This is a genomic window from Enterobacter sp. 725m/11 (assembly GCF_011683705.1).
GTDB classification, from domain to species: Bacteria; Pseudomonadota; Gammaproteobacteria; order Enterobacterales; family Enterobacteriaceae; genus Enterobacter; species Enterobacter bugandensis.
In genome coordinates, this window is the sequence record NZ_JAAQOK010000047.1 from 15,378 (window position 1) to 34,177 (window position 18,800).

The following is an 18,800-nucleotide window of genomic DNA, read 5'->3' on the forward strand; positions in this document are numbered from 1 at the left end:
GGAAGGGATTACTGCGCGGCAGGTTGAATGTCGTGAATGCGGATAAAGCCTAACTGCTCAGGCGTAAGTCCGCTTAGCTGAAGTGGAATATCCACATCGCTGGGCGCTAACACGCTGGCTGGAGCGGTGAACAACTGGTTCTTCACGTTCACCTCCTGGTAGCTCTCCGTGGTGCCCTGGATCTGGCCCCACTCTACCGTGCCGCTGAAGGCGGGCAGCGGATCGTTGGACTCACCGTGAATACGTAATGTTGCGCGCGTACCATCCGCATTCGCCGCCACATTCACCAGAGACATCTTCAGCGTGCCAATCTGGCTATTAAGCAGGGCAGGCGTATTCGCTCCTGGCAGCAGATATACCCCGCTGGTGGATTTAGCGTTCAGCGCGTTTTGCTGGGTGATCTTCACCGTTTCTTTGTTCAGTTTGTCCATCGCCGTGTTGAGCGTATTCACGCTTTGTTTCATCTGGCGGACTTCGGTTTGCTGTGCACAGGCACTAAGGGTGAAGAGGCTCCCCACCAGTAAAATTTTCAGGTAACGTCTTGTCATAGCGTTTATTCCTTGAAATGACGGATCCCCATAATGGTAGCCAGCAACGTACCGCCAGACATAGATCCTTTATCTCAAAAAAGCTCCTCCTTTGTTGTCAGGCCAGATCAGGGTAAAATGAAAATCAGTTAACCAGATAACAGGGATACCGTATGCATTGCCCATTCTGCTCCGCTGTGGATACCAAAGTCATCGACTCTCGCCTTGTGGGCGAAGGGTCTTCTGTGCGCCGTCGTCGGCAGTGTCTGGTGTGCAACGAGCGTTTCACGACCTTTGAGGTTGCAGAGCTGGTAATGCCGCGCGTAGTAAAAAGTAACGACGTGCGCGAGCCGTTTAACGAAGAGAAACTGCGCAGCGGAATGCTGAAGGCCCTCGAAAAACGGCCCGTCAGCGCGGATGATGTCGAAATGGCGTTAAACCACATTAAATCTTACCTGCGTGGCCTGGGCGAGCGTGAAGTGCCGAGCAAAATGATCGGCAACCTGGTGATGGAGCAGCTGAAAAAGCTCGATAAGGTCGCCTATATCCGCTTCGCCTCTGTCTACCGCAGTTTCGAAGATATCAAAGAGTTTGGCGAAGAGATCGCCCGCTTACAGGATTAAGCCCATGCAGGATGAGAAGTACATGGCGCGAGCCATGAAGCTGGCGCAGCGCGGTCGTTTTACCACCCATCCTAACCCCAACGTCGGGTGCGTTATCGTGAAAGATGGCGAGATCGTGGGGGAAGGGTTTCACTATCGCGCAGGCGAGCCGCATGCTGAAGTGCATGCCCTGCGTATGGCTGGGGAGAAAGCGCGAGGCGCGACGGCCTACGTGACGCTGGAGCCATGCAGCCACCACGGGCGCACGCCGCCGTGCTGTGAAGCGCTGATTGCGGCAGGGGTTTCGCGCGTGGTCGCCGCTATGCAGGATCCTAACCCGCAGGTGGCGGGCCGCGGCCTGTATCGTCTGCAACAGGAAGGGATCGACGTCAGCCACGGCCTGATGATGCAAGATGCGGAAGCCATCAACAAAGGCTTCCTGAAGCGCATGCGCACCGGCTTCCCGTTTATTCAGCTCAAGCTGGGCGCCTCGCTGGACGGGCGTACGGCAATGGCGAACGGTGAAAGCCAGTGGATCACCTCGCCGCAGGCAAGGCGCGATGTGCAACGTCTGCGCGCGCAAAGCCATGCTATCCTCACCAGCAGTGAAACCGTTCTGGCTGACGATCCGGCCATGACCGTGCGCTGGGATGAGCTGAATGCCGATACCCAGGCGCTTTATCCGCAGGAGAACCTGCGCCAGCCGCTGCGTATTATTATTGATAGCCAGAACCGCGTGACCCCGGAGCACCGCATCGTGCAGCAGCCGGGTGAAACCTGGATTGCGCGCACCAAAGAAGATACGCGCGAATGGCCGGAAGGCGTGCGCAGCATTATGGTGCCGGAGCATAACGGACATCTGGATCTCGTGGTGCTGATGATGTTGCTCGGCAAGCAGCAGGTGAACAGTATCTGGGTCGAAGCCGGTCCGACGCTCGCCGGCGCGCTGCTCCAGGCGGGGCTGGTGGATGAACTGCTCGTCTACGTTGCGCCTAAACTGTTAGGTCACGACGCGCGCGGCCTGTTTGTGCTGCCTGGCCTTGAAAAACTGGCCGATGCACCGCAACTCACATTCAGCGAGATTCGTCCGGTGGGTCCGGATGTCTGCCTCCATGTAAAGACAGCGTAATTGCTCCCGAAATAGGGAAGCAGTGCGCAAAGTATTATGATAAAATCCGCCCCCCTGCGGGGCCAAATGAACCCGTAAAGGAAGAGTATGAACATTATTGAAGCTGCTGTAGCTACCCCGGACGCTCGCGTCGCCATCACCATTGCGCGTTTCAACAACTTCATCAACGATAGCCTGCTGGAAGGTGCGATTGACGCCCTGAAACGTATCGGCCAGGTTAAAGATGACAACATTACCGTTGTTTGGGTTCCAGGCGCTTATGAACTGCCACTGGCGGCGGGCGCGCTGGCGAAAACCGGTAAATACGACGCGGTGATTGCGCTGGGTACCGTTATTCGTGGCGGCACTGCGCACTTCGAATACGTTGCGGGCGGTGCAAGCAACGGTCTGGCACACGTTGCGCAGGATGCTGAAATTCCTGTCGCGTTCGGCGTGCTGACCACCGAAAGTATTGAACAAGCCATCGAACGTGCTGGCACCAAAGCCGGTAACAAAGGTGCAGAAGCTGCACTGACCGCGCTTGAAATGATCAATGTATTGAAAGCCATTAAGGCCTGATTTTTTTGTAAGGGGAATTCCGTGAAACCTGCTGCTCGTCGCCGCGCCCGTGAATGTGCCGTCCAGGCACTTTACTCCTGGCAGTTGTCCCAGAACGACATCGCTGATGTTGAATACCAGTTCCTGTCAGAACAGGACGTGAAAGACGTTGACGTTCTGTACTTCCGTGAACTGCTGTCGGGAGTGGCGACTAATAGCGCGTATCTCGATGGCCTGATGAAGCCATACCTGTCCCGTCTGCTCGAAGAGCTGGGCCAGGTGGAAAAAGCAGTGTTGCGTATCGCGCTGTTTGAGCTGTCTAAACGTGATGATGTGCCGTACAAAGTGGCCATCAACGAAGCGATCGAACTGGCGAAAACCTTCGGCGCTGAAGACAGCCACAAGTTCGTTAACGGCGTACTTGATAAAGCCGCACCTGCGATCCGTCCCCACAAAAAGTGATCCGCAAACCGGAGTTCTGCATTGCCTGACGGGCAGTGCGGCTCCGGTTTTTTCTTTTATTTGCTGAGGCATAACGTATGGCATGCGGCGAATTCTCCCTGATTGCCCGTTATTTCGACCGTGTCAGAACCTCTCGTCTTGATGTTGAAACCGGCATTGGCGATGATTGTGCACTTCTCAATATTCCTGAAAAGCAGACGCTGGCAATCAGCACCGACACCTTAGTGTGCGGACGTCATTTCTTACCTGATATCGATCCTGCCGATCTGGCGTATAAAGCGCTGGCGGTCAACGTCAGCGATCTGGCGGCAATGGGCGCTGACCCGGCCTGGCTGACGCTGGCCCTGACGCTGCCGGAGGTGGATGAAGCCTGGCTTGAAGCGTTCAGCGATGCGCTGTTTGAACAGCTGAACTACTACGATATGCAGCTGATTGGCGGCGATACGACTGCCGGGCCTTTGTCGATGACGCTGGCGATCCACGGCTATGTGCCGCTCGGTCGCGCGCTGAAGCGCTCGGGCGCTAAACCGGGCGACTGGATCTACGTGACCGGTACGCCGGGAGACAGCGCGGCAGGGCTGGCGATCCTTCAGGATCGCTTAAACGTGAAGGACGCTGACGATGCGGCGTATCTGGTGAAGCGCCACCTGCGCCCGACACCACGTATTCTGCACGGTCAGGCGCTGCGCGAGCGGGCCAGTTCGGCTATCGATCTCTCTGACGGTCTCATCTCGGACCTCGGCCATATCCTGAAGGCCAGCGGGGTGGGCGCGCGCGTTGACCTGGATCTGTTCCCGCTGTCGGAGCAACTGCTTCGCCATGTGGAGCCTGAGCAGGCGCTGCGCTGGGCGCTCTCCGGTGGGGAAGACTACGAGCTGTGTTTCACGGTGCCAGAGCTGAACCGTGGAACGCTGGATGTGGCATTGGCCCATCTTGGCGCAAAGTTTACCTGCATCGGTCAGATCATGCCGGAGAGTGAAGGGCTGAAGTTTGTGAAAGACGGTGCGCCCGTTACGCTGGACTGGAAAGGGTACGATCACTTCGGGTAAGTTTGTGCGCTCAGCATTGCCGGGGAAGCGTACGCCACCCGGCAAGTGTTTACTTAAACCCCACCACCGGATGCTGCTGATACGGCGTCTCCAGCTCGGCAACCTGCTCCGGCGTCAGCGATAAATCCACCGCGCTTAACAACTCGTCCAGCTGTTCTTCCCGCGATGTACCAATAATCGGTGCGGCGACACCCCGCTTGCCCAGCAGCCACGCCAGCGCCACCTGCGCGCGCGTTGCGCCGATATCGTCGGCGATCCCGGCTAAACGTTCGGCAATCAGCGCATCGCTGGCTTCGGTACCGGAATACAGATTTTTACCCACTTCATCCGATACCAGCCGCGCCGTGGTTTCTCCCCACGGACGAGTTAAGCGTCCGCGCGCCAGCGGGCTCCACGGGATCACCGCCACGCCTTCCTGGTAGCAGAGCGGCAGCATCTCGCGTTCTTCTTCCCGGTAAATCAGGTTGTAGTGATCCTGCATGGTGACAAAGCGTGCCCAGCCGTGCTGCGCCTGGAGATCGAGCGCCTGAGCAAACTGAGATGCGTGCATTGACGACGCGCCGATATAGCGCGCTTTACCCGCTTTCACGACATCGTTCAGCGCTTCAAGGGTTTCTTCAATTGGCGTGTTGTAATCCCAGCGGTGAATTTGCAGCAGGTCGACGTAATCCATGTTCAGGCGTCTGAGGCTGTCATCAATGGAGCGCAGGATCTGCGCGCGAGAGAGGCCTTCAGCCAGATCGCCTGACGGGTAGTACACCTTGGTGGCGACCACAATCTCATCCCGACGGGCAAAATCACGCAGAGCGCGGCCCATAATCTCTTCGCTGCTGCCGTCAGAGTAGCTGTTGGCGGTATCAAAGAAGTTGATGCCGCCGTCTATGGCGCGCTTGATGATAGGGCCGCTGCTCTCTTCCGGCAGCGTCCAGGCGTGATTTCCCCGGTCAGGCTCGCCAAAGGTCATGCAGCCCAGGCAAAGCCGGGACACCCTGAGGTCCGTTTTTCCTAATGTCGTGTATTGCATGGTTCCGCTCCTGCTGTTTAAACAATACGTTTAAGCATAGCAGGAGCGGAAAAGGGGAGGGATCAGGCCAGCCAGCTGCGGATTCTGGCTTCGATACCGGCGGCGTCCAGGCCGATGTCGGCACGCGCCTCGTCCTGAGTGCCTTGCGGGATGAAGTGGTCCGGCAGGCCGAGGTTCAGCACCGGAACCAATTTACGGTTCGCCATCAGCACTTCGTTAACGCCGCTACCCGCACCGCCCATGATGGCGTTCTCTTCCAGCGTGACCAGCACGTCGTGGCTTTCCGCCATGCTCAGAATCAGAGATTCATCGAGCGGCTTCACAAAGCGCATATCCACCAGCGTCGCGTTCAGGGTTTCAGCGACTTTTGCCGCTTCCGGCATCAGCGTACCAAAGTTCAGGATCGCCACTTTTTCGCCGCGACGTTTCACCAGACCTTTACCGATCTCGAGTTTTTCCAGCGGCTGAAGTTCAACGCCAAGGGCATTGCCGCGCGGATAACGTACCGCGCAGGGGCCGTCCTGATAGTGGTAGCCGGTATACAGCATCTGACGACACTCGTTTTCGTCGCTTGGCGTCATGATGACCATGTCCGGGATGCAGCGCAGGAAGGAGAGATCAAACGCCCCCTGGTGCGTCTGGCCGTCGGCCCCCACGATGCCCGCGCGGTCGATAGCAAACAGCACCGGCAGCTTCTGGATGGCAACGTCATGGATCACCTGGTCGTAGGCGCGCTGCAGGAAGGTGGAGTAAATCGCCACCACCGGCTTGTAGCCGCCAATCGCCAGCCCTGCCGCAAAGGTGACAGCGTGCTGCTCGGCAATGGCGACGTCGAAATACTGGTCCGGGTATTTTTTGGAGAACTCGACCATGCCGGAGCCTTCACGCATGGCAGGCGTAACCGCCATCAGCTTGTGATCTTTTGCCGCCGTCTCGCACAGCCAGTCGCCAAAGATTTTTGAGTAGCTCGGCATTCCGCCGCTGCTTTTCGGCAGGCAGCCGCTGGTATGGTCGAACTTTGGCACCGCGTGGAAGGTGATCGGATCTTTCTCTGCCGGTTCGTAGCCACGCCCTTTTTTGGTCATGATGTGAAGGAACTGCGGGCCTTTCAGGTCGCGCATGTTTTTAAGCGTGGTCACCAGACCCAGCACATCGTGCCCGTCCACCGGGCCGATATAGTTAAAGCCCAGCTCTTCGAACAGCGTGCCCGGCACGACCATGCCTTTGATATGTTCTTCGGTACGCTTGAGCAGCTCTTTGATCGGCGGCACGCCGGAGAAGACTTTTTTCCCGCCTTCCCGCAGCGACGAGTAAAGCTTGCCGGAAAGCAGCTGCGCCAGATGGTTGTTCAGCGCGCCGACGTTCTCGGAGATCGACATTTCGTTATCGTTGAGGATAACCAGCATGTCCGGCTTGATATCGCCCGCGTGGTTCATGGCTTCAAAAGCCATCCCGGCGGTGATCGCCCCGTCGCCAATCACGCAGACGGTGCGGCGCTGCTTGTTCTCTTTCTCGGCGGCAACGGCAATACCGATGCCCGCGGAAATGGAGGTAGAGGAGTGGCCGACGCTCAGCACGTCATACTCGCTCTCACCGCGCCACGGGAACGGGTGCAGGCCGCCCTTCTGACGAATGGTGCCAATTTTATCGCGACGTCCGGTCAGAATTTTGTGCGGATAAGCCTGGTGGCCCACGTCCCAGATAAGCTGATCGAACGGCGTGTTATAGACGTAATGCAACGCCACGGTCAGCTCAACCGTGCCAAGCCCGGAGGCGAAGTGGCCGCTGGAGCGGCTAACGCTGTCGAGCAGGTAGCGACGCAGCTCGTCACACAGCTTCGGCAGACTCTCTTTCGGCAACAGACGTAACTCCTGGGTGGAGTCAACTAACGCCAGTGTCGGGTATTTGGCAATATCAAAACTCATCAAAGGCTCATCGAGATATATAGTTTATTTATCACGCTGGATTATATAGTCCGCTAGCGCTTCCAGTGCCGAGGTATCCAGCGATTGCGCGGCCAGCTCATTCAGCGACTGGCGGGCATCGTCAATCAGATCCCGGGCTTTACGTTGGGCTTGCTCAAGACCCAGCAGGGCGGGATAGGTACTTTTGCCAAGCTGCTGGTCCGCACCCTGACGTTTACCCAATGTTGCAGTATCGCCCACCACATCCAGAATGTCATCCTGAACCTGGAATGCCAGACCGATACTTTCTGCGTATCTGTCCAGAATCGGCAGGGCTTTGCGCCCTTGCTCACCCGCGCTCAGCGCGCCCAGGCGAACGGCGGAACGAATAAGCGCGCCCGTCTTATGGCGATGAATACGCTCCAGCTGTTCCAGATTAACCTGACGTCCTTCCGCTTCAAGATCCAGCGCCTGACCGCCGCACATGCCAGCCACGCCGCTGGCCATTGCCAGTTCGGAGATCATCGCCAGGCGGTCGCGGTCGGCCACTTCCGCCATCGGCGCATCACTGAGAATCGAGAACGCCAGCGTCTGCAAGGCATCGCCCGCCAGAATGGCATTCGCCTCGCCAAACTTAATGTGGCAGGTTGGCTGACCCCGGCGCAGATCGTCGTCGTCCATCGCCGGGAGATCGTCGTGGATCAGCGAGTAGGCATGGATGCACTCCACGGCGGCTGCCGGGGCGTCCAGCGTATTATCGCTGATGCCAAACATGTTGCCCGTGGCATACACCAGGAACGGGCGCAGGCGTTTTCCCCCTAAGAGTGCGCCATAGTGCATGGCTTCAACCAGTGGAGTGTTCTGAAAAGGCTGCGGCTCAATAAAACGGCGCAGGGCGTCGTTGGCGCGAACGACGCGCGCCTGAAGCGCGTTGGTAAAATCCATTTACTCGGCGTCCGGTGTGAATGGCGTGGTTTTAGCGTCTTCGCTGTCGGAAAGCAGGATCTGCACACGCTGCTCGGCCTGCTGGAGTTTTACCTGCCCCTGGCGCGCAAGCTGCACACCGCGCTCAAATTCGTTGAGGGCGTCTTCCAGCGGTAAATCGCCGCTCTCGAGGCGGGTAACAATCTGCTCAAGCTCACTCAGCGCAGTTTCAAAACTGGCCGGTGCGTCGTTCTTCTTCGGCATAGTGAATTAACTCTTATATTCTTCGCCCCAACATGGTAACGGACTCGGGGCAATTATCAAATAACGCGAGTGGCGCGATGGTGGTATACTTGCGCGCCTGGATGCAGCCACGGGTGTGGGCTGCTGTATCATTTTCCACTACAAGCCTTTATAAGCTTGCCTAAGAAACATTGCCGCCATGAAGTTTATCATTAAATTGTTCCCTGAAATCACCATCAAAAGCCAATCTGTGCGTTTGCGCTTTATTAAAATTCTCACCGGGAACATTCGTAACGTATTAAAACACTACGACGAAACGCTCGCCGTAGTGCGTCACTGGGACCACGTTGAAGTCCGCGCGAAAGACGAAAGCAAACGCCTTCATATTCGCGACGCGCTGACCCGTATTCCAGGTATTCACCATATTCTGGAAGTGGAAGACGTTCCGTTCAGCGATATGCACGATATCTTCGAAAAGGCGCTGGTACAGTACCGCGATCAGATCGAAGGCAAAACCTTCTGCGTGCGCGTGAAGCGTCGCGGTAAGCACGAGTTTAGCTCGATTGAAGTCGAGCGCTACGTCGGCGGCGGTCTGAACCAGCACGTTGAGACGGCGCGCGTGCGCCTGACTAACCCGGACGTCACCGTTAACCTTGAGATCGAGAACGATCGTCTGCTGCTGGTTAAGGGCCGTTATGAAGGTATTGGCGGTTTCCCGATCGGCACGCAGGAAGATGTGCTGTCGCTGATCTCAGGCGGCTTCGACTCCGGCGTCTCCAGCTATATGCTGATGCGTCGCGGCTGCCGCGTGCACTACTGCTTCTTCAACCTCGGCGGCGCGGCGCATGAAATTGGCGTTCGTCAGGTGGCGCATTACCTGTGGAACCGCTTCGGCAGTTCCCACCGCGTGCGTTTTGTGGCGATCAACTTTGAGCCGGTAGTGGGCGAAATCCTTGAAAAAGTGGACGACGGCCAGATGGGCGTGATCCTCAAACGTATGATGGTTCGCGCGGCGTCCAAAGTCGCCGAGCGCTACGGCGTGCAGGCGCTGGTCACCGGCGAAGCGCTGGGCCAGGTCTCCAGCCAGACGTTGACCAACCTGCGTCTGATCGACAACGTATCAGATACGCTGATCCTGCGTCCGCTGATCTCCCACGATAAAGAGCACATCATCGACCTGGCGCGCGAAATCGGCACCGAAGACTTTGCCCGCACCATGCCGGAATACTGCGGCGTGATCTCAAAAAGCCCGACCGTCAAGGCAGTGAAGGCGAAGATCGAAGCGGAAGAAGAGAACTTCGATTTCAGCATCCTGGAAAGAGTGGTGGCAGAAGCGTCCAACATCGACATCCGCGAGATTGCCCAGCAGACCGAACAGGAAGTGGTTGAAGTGGAAACCGTGAGTGGTTTCGGTGCGAACGATGCTATTCTGGATATCCGCTCCATCGACGAGCAGGATGACAAGCCGCTGAAGGTTGAAGGCGTGGAGGTGGTTTCTCTGCCGTTCTACAAGCTGAGCACTAAGTTTGGCGACCTCGATCAGAGCAAAACGTATCTGCTGTGGTGTGAGCGCGGGGTGATGAGCCGCCTGCAGGCGCTGTACCTGCGCGAGCAGGGATTCGCAAATGTGAAGGTGTATCGTCCGTAGCGTGCGGCCTGGTGCCCTCACATTAAAAACGGCAACCAAAGGTTGCCGTTTTGCTTTTACCTCGCGCCACCCGGCTTTTTTTATGCACTACTCTTCATAGTAATTATAAATCCCCGCCGGCATCACCAGCGACGACGCCACTTCGTAGGCCTTCTCCCGCCCGACCAGCAGATCAATAATCTTTAAGCCAAAATCAATCGCGGTGCCGGGTCCCTGGCTGGTCAGCAGGTTGACGCGCGGATCCCAGACGACGCGTTTATCCACCCAATGCTCATCCGGGATCGTATCCTTAAGCCCCGGGAAGCCAGTCATATTGCCGATGGGGAAGATATCGTGCGGAATCAGAACTGTTCCAGCGGCGGCACAAATTGCCGCGACGATGCGGCCGGACAGATGAAACTGACGCACGGTTTCAACCAGCAGCGGGCTGTCGCGGAAACATTCCGCGCCTTTTAAGCCGCCGGGCAGGACGATGATGTCGTAATCGCCGTCAGCAACCTGGACAAGCGGTGCGTCTGCCAGGATTTTCACCCCTCGTGAACAGGTGATTGCCAGATTGCCGTCGCTGGCTACGCTGGCGGTTGTTACCTTAATGCCGCCACGTACCAGTAAATCAATAGTGGTGACCGCTTCCATCTCTTCGCTACCAGGAGCGAGGCAAATCAGTGCCGACGCGCTCATATTCACTCTCCTTACGTTTAACCAGGTCATACAGACGGGCGTTTTCCGGCACGGCGATGCCGTGCGCGCGGGCGCGCTTTAGCAGATAGCCGGTAATGTAATCTATCTCCGTATGGCGAAATGCCCGAACGTCCTGCAGCATCGAGGAGATGTTCTCAGCCGTGCTCTCAATAACCTGCTCGACATAACAGCGTAAATCCTCTGCTGAGGTGTGCAGGCCTTCTCGCTCAATGACCGACGCGACTTCTGCACACAGGGACGCCACCTCCTGCGGATGGTTTTTCAGCTCCCCGTTCGGGCAGTTCCACAGCGCCGTCAGCGGATTGATCACGCAGTTTACGGCCAGCTTGCGCCACAGCTGAGGGCGGATGTTGTTGTGCCAGGCGACGTCCGGCAAGACCTTTTGCAAAACATCGGCCAGATAGCTGTAGTCGCCATCCTGTGTTCTGGCCGGGCCGATGTGCGTCACGCCGCTGGCGACATGCACGATAATAGTCCCGTCGCGACGCGCAGCGTGGGTGGTGGTCGCCATTAGCAGAGGCTGCGGGACGCTTTTCAGCTCATCAAGGGTTCCCATACCGTTATGCAGCAGCAGAATGGGGGACGTGGGGGGAAGCTGCGCGGCCAGAGTCTTAACCGCATCTGAGACCTGCCACGCCTTGAGCGTCACCAGCAACAGGTCGCTTTGCGCCAGGAAATCAGGATCGTTCGCGGTGAGGGATTCGTTAAAAATGCTTCCGTCTTCACCAATCAGGTTGACACTGCAATAGGGCTGGGGCACGCGCAGCCAGCCCTGAACCTCATGTCCGTGCTTGCACAGCGCGGTCAGCCACAACTGGCCGAGCGCTCCGCATCCGAGCACCGTAATTTTCATTGTTCCTCCTCACCTGCAACTGCGCCAGGTGTTACAGCTTAATTATACAGCTAAGCTTCTGTTGAGTTATGCCTCGTAGCGGGTATTATGCAACGCAACAAAAGTGAAGGGAGAAGAAAAGATGCCATCTTTCGATATTGTTTCCGAAGTTGATATCCAGGAAGTTCGCAACGGCGTTGAGAACGCAACCCGCGAAGTTGAGTCACGTTTCGATTTTCGCGGCGTTGAGGCGTCGTTTGAGCTGAACGACGCAAATAAGACCATTAAGGTGCTGAGCGAGTCTGATTTCCAGGTGAATCAGCTGCTCGACATTCTGCGCGCCAAGCTGTTAAAACGCGGCATCGAAGGAACGTCTCTGGACGTGCCGGACGAGTTTGTCCACAGCGGTAAGAACTGGTTTGTAGAAGCCAAACTGAAGCAGGGCATCGAGAGCGCGGTGCAGAAGAAGATCGTTAAGCTGATTAAAGACAGCAAGTTGAAGGTGCAGGCGCAGATCCAGGGCGAAGAAATTCGCGTGACCGGTAAATCTCGCGATGACCTCCAGTCCGTGATGGCGCTGGTGCGCGGCGGGGATTTGGGTCAACCTTTCCAGTTTAAAAACTTCCGCGATTAAGACAAAAAAGCCCGGTTCAACCGGGCTTTTTTTCAGGCCTTCAGCGCCTGCTCCACCTCAAAGCGGTTCGTCACTTTGCTGTCAATTTTGACATAAGCACTGCGCTCTTCGGGAACAATCAGCACCTCTGTGACCCCTTCTTTTCCTTCCAGACGCTGTTTCAGCGCATCGCTAATCTCCACGTCATCCGGGATTTCTACCCGCAGGCTGCTCACGTAGCGTGGCTCTTTCATGGTGCTGGCAACCAGCAGCCAGACTGTCGCCAGCAGCGCGCCCGCGAGAAACACGGTTTGTGAATCAAACAGGCCGTCGACCCAGCCGCCAAGCGATCCGCCGATCGCCACGCCGAGGAACTGGCTGGTGGAGTAAATGCCCATTGCCGTGCCTTTGTAACCGGCGGGGGACTCTTTGCTGATCAGCGACGGCAGCAGCGCTTCCATCAGATTAAACGCCAGGAAGAACAGCTGTACGCCTGCGATCAGCTCCCAGAAGTGCGGGCCAGCGCCCCAGAGCACAATCTCGGCAATCAGCAGTAACGCCACGCAGCCCACGAAGACGCGCTTCATTTTGCGCTTCACTTCGGCGTAGATGATGAACGGCACGACAGAGACAAACGAAATCAGCATCGTGACCAGATAAATTTTCCAGTGCTCTGCCGCCGGGAAACCTGCTGCGGCAAGCTGGCCGGGCAGGGCGACGAAGGTGGACATCAGCAGAATATGCAGGCACATAATGCCGAAGTTAAGCTTTAGCAGACGCGGCTCGGCGATGACTTTGCTAAAGCAGCCTTTAACCATCCCGGATTCACGGTTAAGGACGTGATTTTTACTGTCTGGCACAACCCACAGGGTGAGTGCGATCCCGATAGTCGCCAGCACCGCAATCATCCAGAACAGGGCATGCAGACCCAGTTTGTGCGTAATGATGGGACCGAGCACCATCGCAATCGCAAACGTTACGCCAAAGCTCACGCCGATGAACGCCATCGCTTTGGTGCGGTTTTGCTCGCGGGTTAAATCTGACAGCAGCGCCATCACCGCGGCGGCAATCGCACCGGAGCCCTGCAGGGCGCGGCCCAAAATAATGCCCCAGATGGAGTGGGAGAGGGCGGCAATAACGCTCCCGAGCACAAAGACCAGCAGCCCGCCGACAATCAGCGGCTTGCGGCCCACCCGATCAGAGAGCAGGCCAAAGGGGATCTGGAAAATTGCCTGCGCCAGGCCGTAGATACCGATCGCCAGACCAATCAGCGCTTCGCTGGCACCCTGTAACGCCATGCCGTACGTGGTCAGAACGGGCAGGACCATAAACATGCCAAGCATCCGCAGCGAGAAAACAGTCCCTAAACCCCAGGTCGCACGCAGCTCGCCCGGCGTCATTTTATAATCGTTCATTACCACCTCAGTTCAAAAGCAGGCCATAGTGTAGTGCGGGGAAGGGGCGGGGTAAATAAAGGCTTATTTAACAAATATTACATGCGTAATTAATAGATTTCGTGAATAAAAAAGGGTGCCGAAGCACCCTTTTCATCATCACATAAACCTACCAGACGTAAGTCAGCAGGTTTTGCGAGTCCGGCACCATGAAGTCTACGGACATCATCACGGACAGGGAGGTGATGGCGACAATCGAGAACACAAACAGCTTGCGTGCCCAGACTTTGTCATCTTCCACCTTGTAGCCGCGCAAGGCCATGCCGAGCCACCAGACGCTCACCGCGGCTGCTACCACCAGATATTTATATCCGGCGTAACCGCCCAGAGAAAGCATCAGCGTTGCCACGGCAAAAGCGATGATGTAGAGCGTGATGTGGTTCTTGGCAACTGAAATGCCCTTCACGACCGGCAGAACCGGAATGTTCGCTGCCTGATAATCCTTGAAGCGGAAAATCGCGATGGCATAGGAGTGCGGCATCTGCCACAGGCTAAAGATAGCCAGCAGGATGAGCGCACCGCTGTCGAACTCGTTCGTGACGGCGCAGTAGCCAATCACCGGCGGCGCAGCGCCGGAGAGAGAACCAATCAGCGTGCCGTAGACGGAGTGACGCTTCATATACAGGCTGTAGACGCCTACATACACCACGAACCCCATCACCCCCAGCCAGCAGGCCAGCGGGTTAGCACCAAACCACAGCAGCATAAAGCCAGCAATACCCAGCAAGGTGGCGTACACCAGCGAGACGGAAGGGGCAATCAGGCCTTTAACCAGCACCCGATTTTTGGTCCTTTCCATCTTCTTGTCGATATCCATGTCGATGTAGTTGTTAAATACACAACCGGACGCAACCACCAGTGACACACCGACCAGCGTGTAAATAAAGAGGGTGTAATCAATGCTGCCTTTAGAGGCCAGCAGGAACCCTCCGATTACGGAGATCAGGTTGCCAAAGATGATGCCTGGTTTCGTGACTTGCAGGTATTGCTTAAACATACTCGCCGCTCTTAGTGAACCATCATGTTGTAGTTGAGGTTCCACATAATCCAGATGGAACCGACTACCAGGATAGCGATGATAATCACGGTAAAGATAAAGGCAGTCATATTCCAGCCTTCATCGGACTTGGTGTTCATGTGCAGGAAGCAAACCAGATGCACCAGAATCTGAATCACCGCGGTCACCAGGATTGCTCCCAGGATAACCGGCTTGGACGCAGAACCGCTCATCACCATCCAGAACGGGATCACCGTCAGGATGATCGACAGGATGAAACCTGTCATGTAGGTTTTTACGCTGCCGTGGGAAGCGCCATGATCGTTAGAATGACTCATTACATCGCCCCCATCAGATAGACAACAGAGAACACGCAGATCCATACCACGTCCAGGAAGTGCCAGAACAGGCTCAGGCACATGATACGGGTACGGTTAGTGCTGGTCAGGCCGCGGCGGGAGATCTGGAACATCAGTACTGCCATCCAGATCAGACCCGAGGTCACGTGCAGACCGTGGGTACCCACCAGCGCGAAGAACGCGGACAGGAAGCCACTGCGATCCGGACCGAAGCCTTCCATAATCAGGTGGTGGAATTCATAGATTTCCATCCCGATAAAGCCAGCACCAAACAGCCAGGTCAACGCCAGCCAGGAGACAACCTGGCTCTTGTTGTTTTTGTACATGGCGATAGCCGCCATGCCGTAGGTGATGGAGCTGAATAACAGCAGTGCGGTTTCAACCAGAACGAACGGCAGTTCAAAGATGTCCTTGCCGGTCGGGCCGCCCGCTGTGCCGTTCACCAGAACGGCATAGGTCGCGAACAGACAGCAGAACAGAATGCAGTCGCTCATCAGGTAGATCCAGAAACCGAAGACTTTGGTCGGTCCTGTATCATGGTGCGCATGTTCATGCGCGTGGGCAGTTGAGTGCGCCAGAGTATCAGTTGCCATTTTTCAGCCCCGCTTTAGAAATCTCGTCGAAATGCTGATTTTCCAGCTTTTCAACTTCACGGACTGGTACGTAGTAGTCCACGTCCTCGTCAAAGCTCTTCACAATCCAGCTGATTACGATGCCAGCGAAGCCAACAATCGCCATCCACCAGATGTGCCAGATCATTGCGAAACCAAATACCGTTGCGAAAGCGGCAATCACGATGCCCGCAGCGCTGTTTTTCGGCATATGGATCTCTTCGTAATGCTCAGGTTGCTTGTACGCTTCACCTTTTTCTTTCATTTCCCAGAATGCGTCACGCTCGTGAATGTGCGGCACTACGGCAAAGTTATAGAACGGTGGTGGAGAAGAGGTTGCCCACTCCAGCGTACGGCCACCCCATGGGTCACCGGTCAGGTCGCGGTTCAGGTTACGGTCGCGGATGGACACGTAGTACTGAATCAGCTGGCACAGAATACCGCAGGCAATCAGCGCTGCACCGCCCGCTGCAACCATCAGCATTGGGTGGAACTGCGGATCGATCTGCTGGCTCAGACGACGGGTCATACCCATGAAGCCCAGCACGTACAGCGGCATAAACGCCACGAAGAAGCCAATGATCCAGAACCAGAACGCGCGTTTACCCCAGGTTTCGTTCAGCGTGAAGCCAAACGCCTTAGGCCACCAGTAAGTCACACCTGCGAAGCAGCCGAAGACCACGCCGCCGATAATAACGTTATGGAAGTGCGCAATCAGGAACAGGCTGTTGTGCAGAACGAAGTCAGCACCTGGCACCGCCAGCAGTACGCCGGTCATCCCACCTACGGAGAAGGTCACGATGAAGCCGATGGTCCACAGCATTGCTGAGTGGAACACGATACGGCCCTGGTACATGGTGAACAGCCAGTTGAAGATCTTCACCCCGGTAGGGATGGCGATAATCATGGTGGTGATACCGAAGAAGGCGTTTACGTTCGCGCCCGCACCCATGGTAAAGAAGTGGTGCAGCCAAACGATGAACGACAGAACGGTAATACACACGGTTGCCCACACCAGAGAGGTGTAACCAAACAGACGTTTACGCGAGAAGGTTGCCGCGATTTCGGAGAACACACCGAAGACAGGCAGAACCAGAATGTACACTTCCGGGTGACCCCAGGCCCAAATCAGGTTGATGTACATCATCATGTTGCCACCCATATCATTCGTGAAGAAATGGGTGCCCAGGTAGCGGTCCAGGGTCAGCAGCGCGATGGTGACGGTCAGAATTGGGAACGACGCGATAATCAGTACGTTGGCGCACAGAGATGCCCAGGTAAATACTGGCATCTTGAACATCGTCATACCTGGTGCACGCATCTTCAGGATGGTCACGAAGAAGTTGATACCGGTCAGGGTGGTACCGACACCGGAGAGCTGAAGCGCCCAAATCCAGTAGTCAACGCCTACACCCGGACTGTACTCAATTCCCGAAAGCGGCGGGTAAGCCAGCCAGCCGGTCTGTGCAAATTCGCCCACGCCCAGTGACAGGTTAACCAGGATAACGCCGACAACCGTGAACCAGAAGCTCAGGTTGTTCAGGAACGGGAACGCTACGTCGCGCGCGCCAATTTGCAGCGGAACGACAACGTTCATCAGACCGATTACCAGCGGCATCGCCACGAAGAAGATCATGATAACGCCGTGGGCGGTAAAGATCTGATCGTAGTGGTGCGGTGGCAGGAAGCCGGCTTCGCCCGCAGACGCGAGTGCCTGCTGGCTACGCATCATAATTGCATCCGCAAAGCCACGAATTAACATGACGATACCGACGATGCAGTACATGATACCGAGTTTTTTGTGGTCAACCGAAGTCAGCCACTCATTCCACAGGTAGCTCCACTTACCGAAGTAAGTGATCAGGCCAACTAAGGCCGCGCCACCAATGATAATTGCAGCCACCGTAACCATGATAATCGGTTCATGGTAGGGCACTGCATCCAGTGTCAATTTTCCGAACATTTTCTTCCTCGGCCCCTTAGTGAGCGGTTTCCGCGTGGCTCATGTCCATGCCTTCCATACCTTCGTGCGCGCTGTGCTCGCCTTCTGGCTGGGTCATGTCCATGCTCTTGCCGTGATCCATAAATTTGCCAATAACGTCTTTGAACAAATCTGGTTTCACGTTAGAGAAGTACTCCACCTTGTTGTATTCGCTAGGTGCAGCCACTTTTTCGAACGCCGCCATGTCAGACATGGTGTTTGGAGACTGCTTCGCTTTTTCAACCCACTGGTCGAAAGCGGCACGGTCCGGCGTCGCAATAGCTTTGAACTTCATACCTGAGAAGCCCGGGCCGCTATAGCTGGCGGAGATACCATCGTAGGTGCCTGCTTCATTCGCGATCAGATGCAGGTTCGTCTGCATACCGGCCATCGCGTAAATCTGGCTACCCAGACGCGGGATGAAGAAGGAGTTCATTACGGAGTTGGAGGTCACTTTGAACTGAACCGGAGTGTTCGCCGGGAAGGCGATTTCATTCACGGTAGCAATGCCCTGCTCTGGATAGATGAAGAACCATTTCCAGTCCATGGAGACCACTTCAATGGTAATAGGTTTTTCATCGTGAACCAGCGGCTTGCTTGGCTCAAGTGCGTGAGTGGTTTTCCAGGTCAGCACGGCAAGGAACAGGATGATCAGGATAGGTACCGTCCAGACCACAGCTTCAACTTTGTTGGAGTGTGACCAGTTCGGGCTATACTTCGCATCTTTATTGCTCGCACGATACTTCCAGGCGAAACCAACAGCCATCAAAATGGCAGGAATAACCACAATCAACATCAGGCCAAAAGCCGTCAATATCAGTGAACGTTGTTCCAGTCCAATCTGTCCTTTGGGGTCTAGTAGTGCAGAATCACAGCCACTGAGTAATACAGTACCTGCGAATAATGACAACCATCCCAAACTTTTATTGTATTTCCTGAGTCTCATTTAACGACCTCAATTCCACGGGAGTCTGGTGGCGTTTAAAGTGTGCGGGCATTTTACGGGAAGGTTACATTACTGTAAACATCATTAGGCCTGTGTCAGGAAGGTGTTACCGGGTTCTGCCGCACGTGTCACAAGTGTTGCAGATTATGTCGGTTTTTATGACCGAAGCCGCATGATATGGGCTTTATAACGAAAGGACCCCCAAGCATACCCTAAAAGCTGTCTCTTATACACATCTGACGCTGCCGACGACGGA

Annotated in this window: 20 protein-coding genes; 7 read left to right on the forward strand and 13 right to left on the reverse strand. The window is 55.9% G+C overall.

Annotated elements, in window-relative coordinates:
- Positions 1-8: 8 nt before the first annotated feature.
- Positions 9-548: a DUF3251 domain-containing protein gene (locus HBA26_RS18210; protein ID WP_028012147.1), complete on the reverse strand. Its 540-nt coding sequence runs from the start codon at positions 546-548 to the stop codon at positions 9-11.
- A 152-nt stretch (positions 549-700) separates the two neighbouring features.
- Here HBA26_RS18210 and nrdR point away from each other — a divergent pair, with 152 nt between their 5' ends.
- From nrdR to thiL, 5 genes are all read left to right on the forward strand, one after another.
- Positions 701-1,150, forward strand: a complete 450-nt coding sequence (gene nrdR, locus HBA26_RS18215) for a transcriptional regulator NrdR (protein ID WP_008503337.1) — start codon at positions 701-703, stop codon at positions 1,148-1,150.
- Positions 1,151-1,154: 4 nt separating this feature from the next.
- Positions 1,155-2,258 carry a bifunctional diaminohydroxyphosphoribosylaminopyrimidine deaminase/5-amino-6-(5-phosphoribosylamino)uracil reductase RibD gene (gene ribD, locus HBA26_RS18220; RefSeq protein ID WP_069733284.1) on the forward strand — a complete coding sequence of 368 codons (1,104 nt, stop codon included), beginning with the start codon at positions 1,155-1,157 and terminating at the stop codon, positions 2,256-2,258.
- Positions 2,259-2,345: 87 nt separating this feature from the next.
- Positions 2,346-2,816: a 6,7-dimethyl-8-ribityllumazine synthase gene (gene ribE / locus HBA26_RS18225; RefSeq protein ID WP_006176874.1), complete on the forward strand. Its 471-nt coding sequence runs from the start codon at positions 2,346-2,348 to the stop codon at positions 2,814-2,816.
- Positions 2,817-2,837: 21 nt separating this feature from the next.
- Positions 2,838-3,257 carry a transcription antitermination factor NusB gene (gene nusB / locus HBA26_RS18230; protein WP_006809908.1) on the forward strand — a complete coding sequence of 140 codons (420 nt, stop codon included), beginning with the start codon at positions 2,838-2,840 and terminating at the stop codon, positions 3,255-3,257.
- Positions 3,258-3,334: 77 nt separating this feature from the next.
- Positions 3,335-4,306 (forward strand): thiamine-phosphate kinase, encoded by a 972-nt coding sequence (gene thiL, locus HBA26_RS18235; RefSeq protein WP_041911088.1) that lies wholly within the window; start codon positions 3,335-3,337, stop codon positions 4,304-4,306.
- A 49-nt stretch (positions 4,307-4,355) separates the two neighbouring features.
- On the opposite strand, the gene HBA26_RS18240 is transcribed toward thiL, so the two are convergent.
- From HBA26_RS18240 to xseB, 4 genes are all read right to left on the reverse strand, one after another.
- The gene (locus HBA26_RS18240; protein WP_166720970.1) at positions 4,356-5,330 is read right to left on the reverse strand and encodes an aldo/keto reductase; all 975 of its coding nucleotides are present in this window, start codon (positions 5,328-5,330) and stop codon (positions 4,356-4,358) included.
- Positions 5,331-5,392: 62 nt separating this feature from the next.
- Complete coding sequence (gene dxs / locus HBA26_RS18245; protein WP_126345114.1) at positions 5,393-7,255, reverse strand: 1-deoxy-D-xylulose-5-phosphate synthase; 1,863 nt, start codon at positions 7,253-7,255, stop codon at positions 5,393-5,395.
- Positions 7,256-7,279: 24 nt separating this feature from the next.
- Complete coding sequence (gene ispA, locus HBA26_RS18250) at positions 7,280-8,179, reverse strand: (2E,6E)-farnesyl diphosphate synthase (RefSeq protein WP_028012152.1); 900 nt, start codon at positions 8,177-8,179, stop codon at positions 7,280-7,282.
- Entirely contained in the window at positions 8,180-8,422 is a 243-nt protein-coding gene (gene xseB, locus HBA26_RS18255; protein ID WP_003859094.1) for an exodeoxyribonuclease VII small subunit, read from the reverse strand.
- A 178-nt stretch (positions 8,423-8,600) separates the two neighbouring features.
- Here xseB and thiI point away from each other — a divergent pair, with 178 nt between their 5' ends.
- Complete coding sequence (gene thiI / locus HBA26_RS18260) at positions 8,601-10,049, forward strand: tRNA uracil 4-sulfurtransferase ThiI (RefSeq protein ID WP_126345112.1); 1,449 nt, start codon at positions 8,601-8,603, stop codon at positions 10,047-10,049.
- Between the two features lie 87 nt (positions 10,050-10,136).
- On the opposite strand, the gene yajL is transcribed toward thiI, so the two are convergent.
- Both yajL and panE read right to left on the reverse strand, forming a co-directional pair.
- Positions 10,137-10,730 (reverse strand): protein deglycase YajL, encoded by a 594-nt coding sequence (yajL, locus tag HBA26_RS18265; protein WP_126345110.1) that lies wholly within the window; start codon positions 10,728-10,730, stop codon positions 10,137-10,139.
- Entirely contained in the window at positions 10,693-11,604 is a 912-nt protein-coding gene (panE, locus tag HBA26_RS18270; RefSeq protein ID WP_069733282.1) for a 2-dehydropantoate 2-reductase, read from the reverse strand. The genes yajL and panE overlap by 38 nt, the downstream gene beginning before the upstream one ends.
- 121 nt (positions 11,605-11,725) lie before the next feature.
- Here panE and HBA26_RS18275 point away from each other — a divergent pair, with 121 nt between their 5' ends.
- Complete coding sequence (locus HBA26_RS18275; protein WP_023293165.1) at positions 11,726-12,217, forward strand: YajQ family cyclic di-GMP-binding protein; 492 nt, start codon at positions 11,726-11,728, stop codon at positions 12,215-12,217.
- Positions 12,218-12,249: 32 nt separating this feature from the next.
- Here HBA26_RS18275 and HBA26_RS18280 read toward each other — a convergent pair whose 3' ends face one another.
- The 6 genes from HBA26_RS18280 to cyoA form a co-directional block, all read right to left on the reverse strand.
- Entirely contained in the window at positions 12,250-13,611 is a 1,362-nt protein-coding gene (locus HBA26_RS18280; protein ID WP_028012156.1) for an MFS transporter, read from the reverse strand.
- 148 nt (positions 13,612-13,759) lie between these two features.
- Positions 13,760-14,647: a heme o synthase gene (cyoE, locus tag HBA26_RS18285; protein ID WP_003859062.1), complete on the reverse strand. Its 888-nt coding sequence runs from the start codon at positions 14,645-14,647 to the stop codon at positions 13,760-13,762.
- An 11-nt stretch (positions 14,648-14,658) separates the two neighbouring features.
- Positions 14,659-14,985: a cytochrome o ubiquinol oxidase subunit IV gene (locus HBA26_RS18290; protein WP_006176899.1), complete on the reverse strand. Its 327-nt coding sequence runs from the start codon at positions 14,983-14,985 to the stop codon at positions 14,659-14,661.
- Positions 14,985-15,599, reverse strand: coding sequence for a cytochrome o ubiquinol oxidase subunit III (locus HBA26_RS18295; protein WP_003859057.1), 615 nt, complete (start codon positions 15,597-15,599; stop codon positions 14,985-14,987). The genes HBA26_RS18290 and HBA26_RS18295 overlap by 1 nt, the downstream gene beginning before the upstream one ends.
- Positions 15,589-17,580: a cytochrome o ubiquinol oxidase subunit I gene (gene cyoB / locus HBA26_RS18300; RefSeq protein ID WP_028012157.1), complete on the reverse strand. Its 1,992-nt coding sequence runs from the start codon at positions 17,578-17,580 to the stop codon at positions 15,589-15,591. Before cyoB ends, HBA26_RS18295 begins: the two co-directional genes overlap by 11 nt.
- A gap of 16 nt (positions 17,581-17,596) precedes the next feature.
- Entirely contained in the window at positions 17,597-18,544 is a 948-nt protein-coding gene (cyoA, locus tag HBA26_RS18305; RefSeq protein ID WP_008503322.1) for a cytochrome o ubiquinol oxidase subunit II, read from the reverse strand.
- Positions 18,545-18,800: the final 256 nt, after the last annotated feature.

What these genes read in the sequence shown, in the direction of transcription:
- HBA26_RS18210 (WP_028012147.1), bottom strand. Translation starts at nt 548, where the DNA reads ATGACAAGACGTTACCTGAAAATTTTACTGGTGGGGAGCCTCTTCACC.
- nrdR (WP_008503337.1), top strand. Translation starts at nt 701, where the DNA reads ATGCATTGCCCATTCTGCTCCGCTGTGGATACCAAAGTCATCGACTCT.
- ribD (WP_069733284.1), top strand. Translation starts at nt 1,155, where the DNA reads ATGCAGGATGAGAAGTACATGGCGCGAGCCATGAAGCTGGCGCAGCGC.
- ribE (WP_006176874.1), top strand. Translation starts at nt 2,346, where the DNA reads ATGAACATTATTGAAGCTGCTGTAGCTACCCCGGACGCTCGCGTCGCC.
- thiL (WP_041911088.1), top strand. Translation starts at nt 3,335, where the DNA reads ATGGCATGCGGCGAATTCTCCCTGATTGCCCGTTATTTCGACCGTGTC.
- HBA26_RS18240 (WP_166720970.1), bottom strand. Translation starts at nt 5,330, where the DNA reads ATGCAATACACGACATTAGGAAAAACGGACCTCAGGGTGTCCCGGCTT.
- dxs (WP_126345114.1), bottom strand. Translation starts at nt 7,255, where the DNA reads ATGAGTTTTGATATTGCCAAATACCCGACACTGGCGTTAGTTGACTCC.
- ispA (WP_028012152.1), bottom strand. Translation starts at nt 8,179, where the DNA reads ATGGATTTTACCAACGCGCTTCAGGCGCGCGTCGTTCGCGCCAACGAC.
- xseB (WP_003859094.1), bottom strand. Translation starts at nt 8,422, where the DNA reads ATGCCGAAGAAGAACGACGCACCGGCCAGTTTTGAAACTGCGCTGAGT.
- thiI (WP_126345112.1), top strand. Translation starts at nt 8,601, where the DNA reads ATGAAGTTTATCATTAAATTGTTCCCTGAAATCACCATCAAAAGCCAA.
- yajL (WP_126345110.1), bottom strand. Translation starts at nt 10,730, where the DNA reads ATGAGCGCGTCGGCACTGATTTGCCTCGCTCCTGGTAGCGAAGAGATG.
- panE (WP_069733282.1), bottom strand. Translation starts at nt 11,604, where the DNA reads ATGAAAATTACGGTGCTCGGATGCGGAGCGCTCGGCCAGTTGTGGCTG.
- HBA26_RS18275 (WP_023293165.1), top strand. Translation starts at nt 11,726, where the DNA reads ATGCCATCTTTCGATATTGTTTCCGAAGTTGATATCCAGGAAGTTCGC.
- HBA26_RS18280 (WP_028012156.1), bottom strand. Translation starts at nt 13,611, where the DNA reads ATGAACGATTATAAAATGACGCCGGGCGAGCTGCGTGCGACCTGGGGT.
- cyoE (WP_003859062.1), bottom strand. Translation starts at nt 14,647, where the DNA reads ATGTTTAAGCAATACCTGCAAGTCACGAAACCAGGCATCATCTTTGGC.
- HBA26_RS18290 (WP_006176899.1), bottom strand. Translation starts at nt 14,985, where the DNA reads ATGAGTCATTCTAACGATCATGGCGCTTCCCACGGCAGCGTAAAAACC.
- HBA26_RS18295 (WP_003859057.1), bottom strand. Translation starts at nt 15,599, where the DNA reads ATGGCAACTGATACTCTGGCGCACTCAACTGCCCACGCGCATGAACAT.
- cyoB (WP_028012157.1), bottom strand. Translation starts at nt 17,580, where the DNA reads ATGTTCGGAAAATTGACACTGGATGCAGTGCCCTACCATGAACCGATT.
- cyoA (WP_008503322.1), bottom strand. Translation starts at nt 18,544, where the DNA reads ATGAGACTCAGGAAATACAATAAAAGTTTGGGATGGTTGTCATTATTC.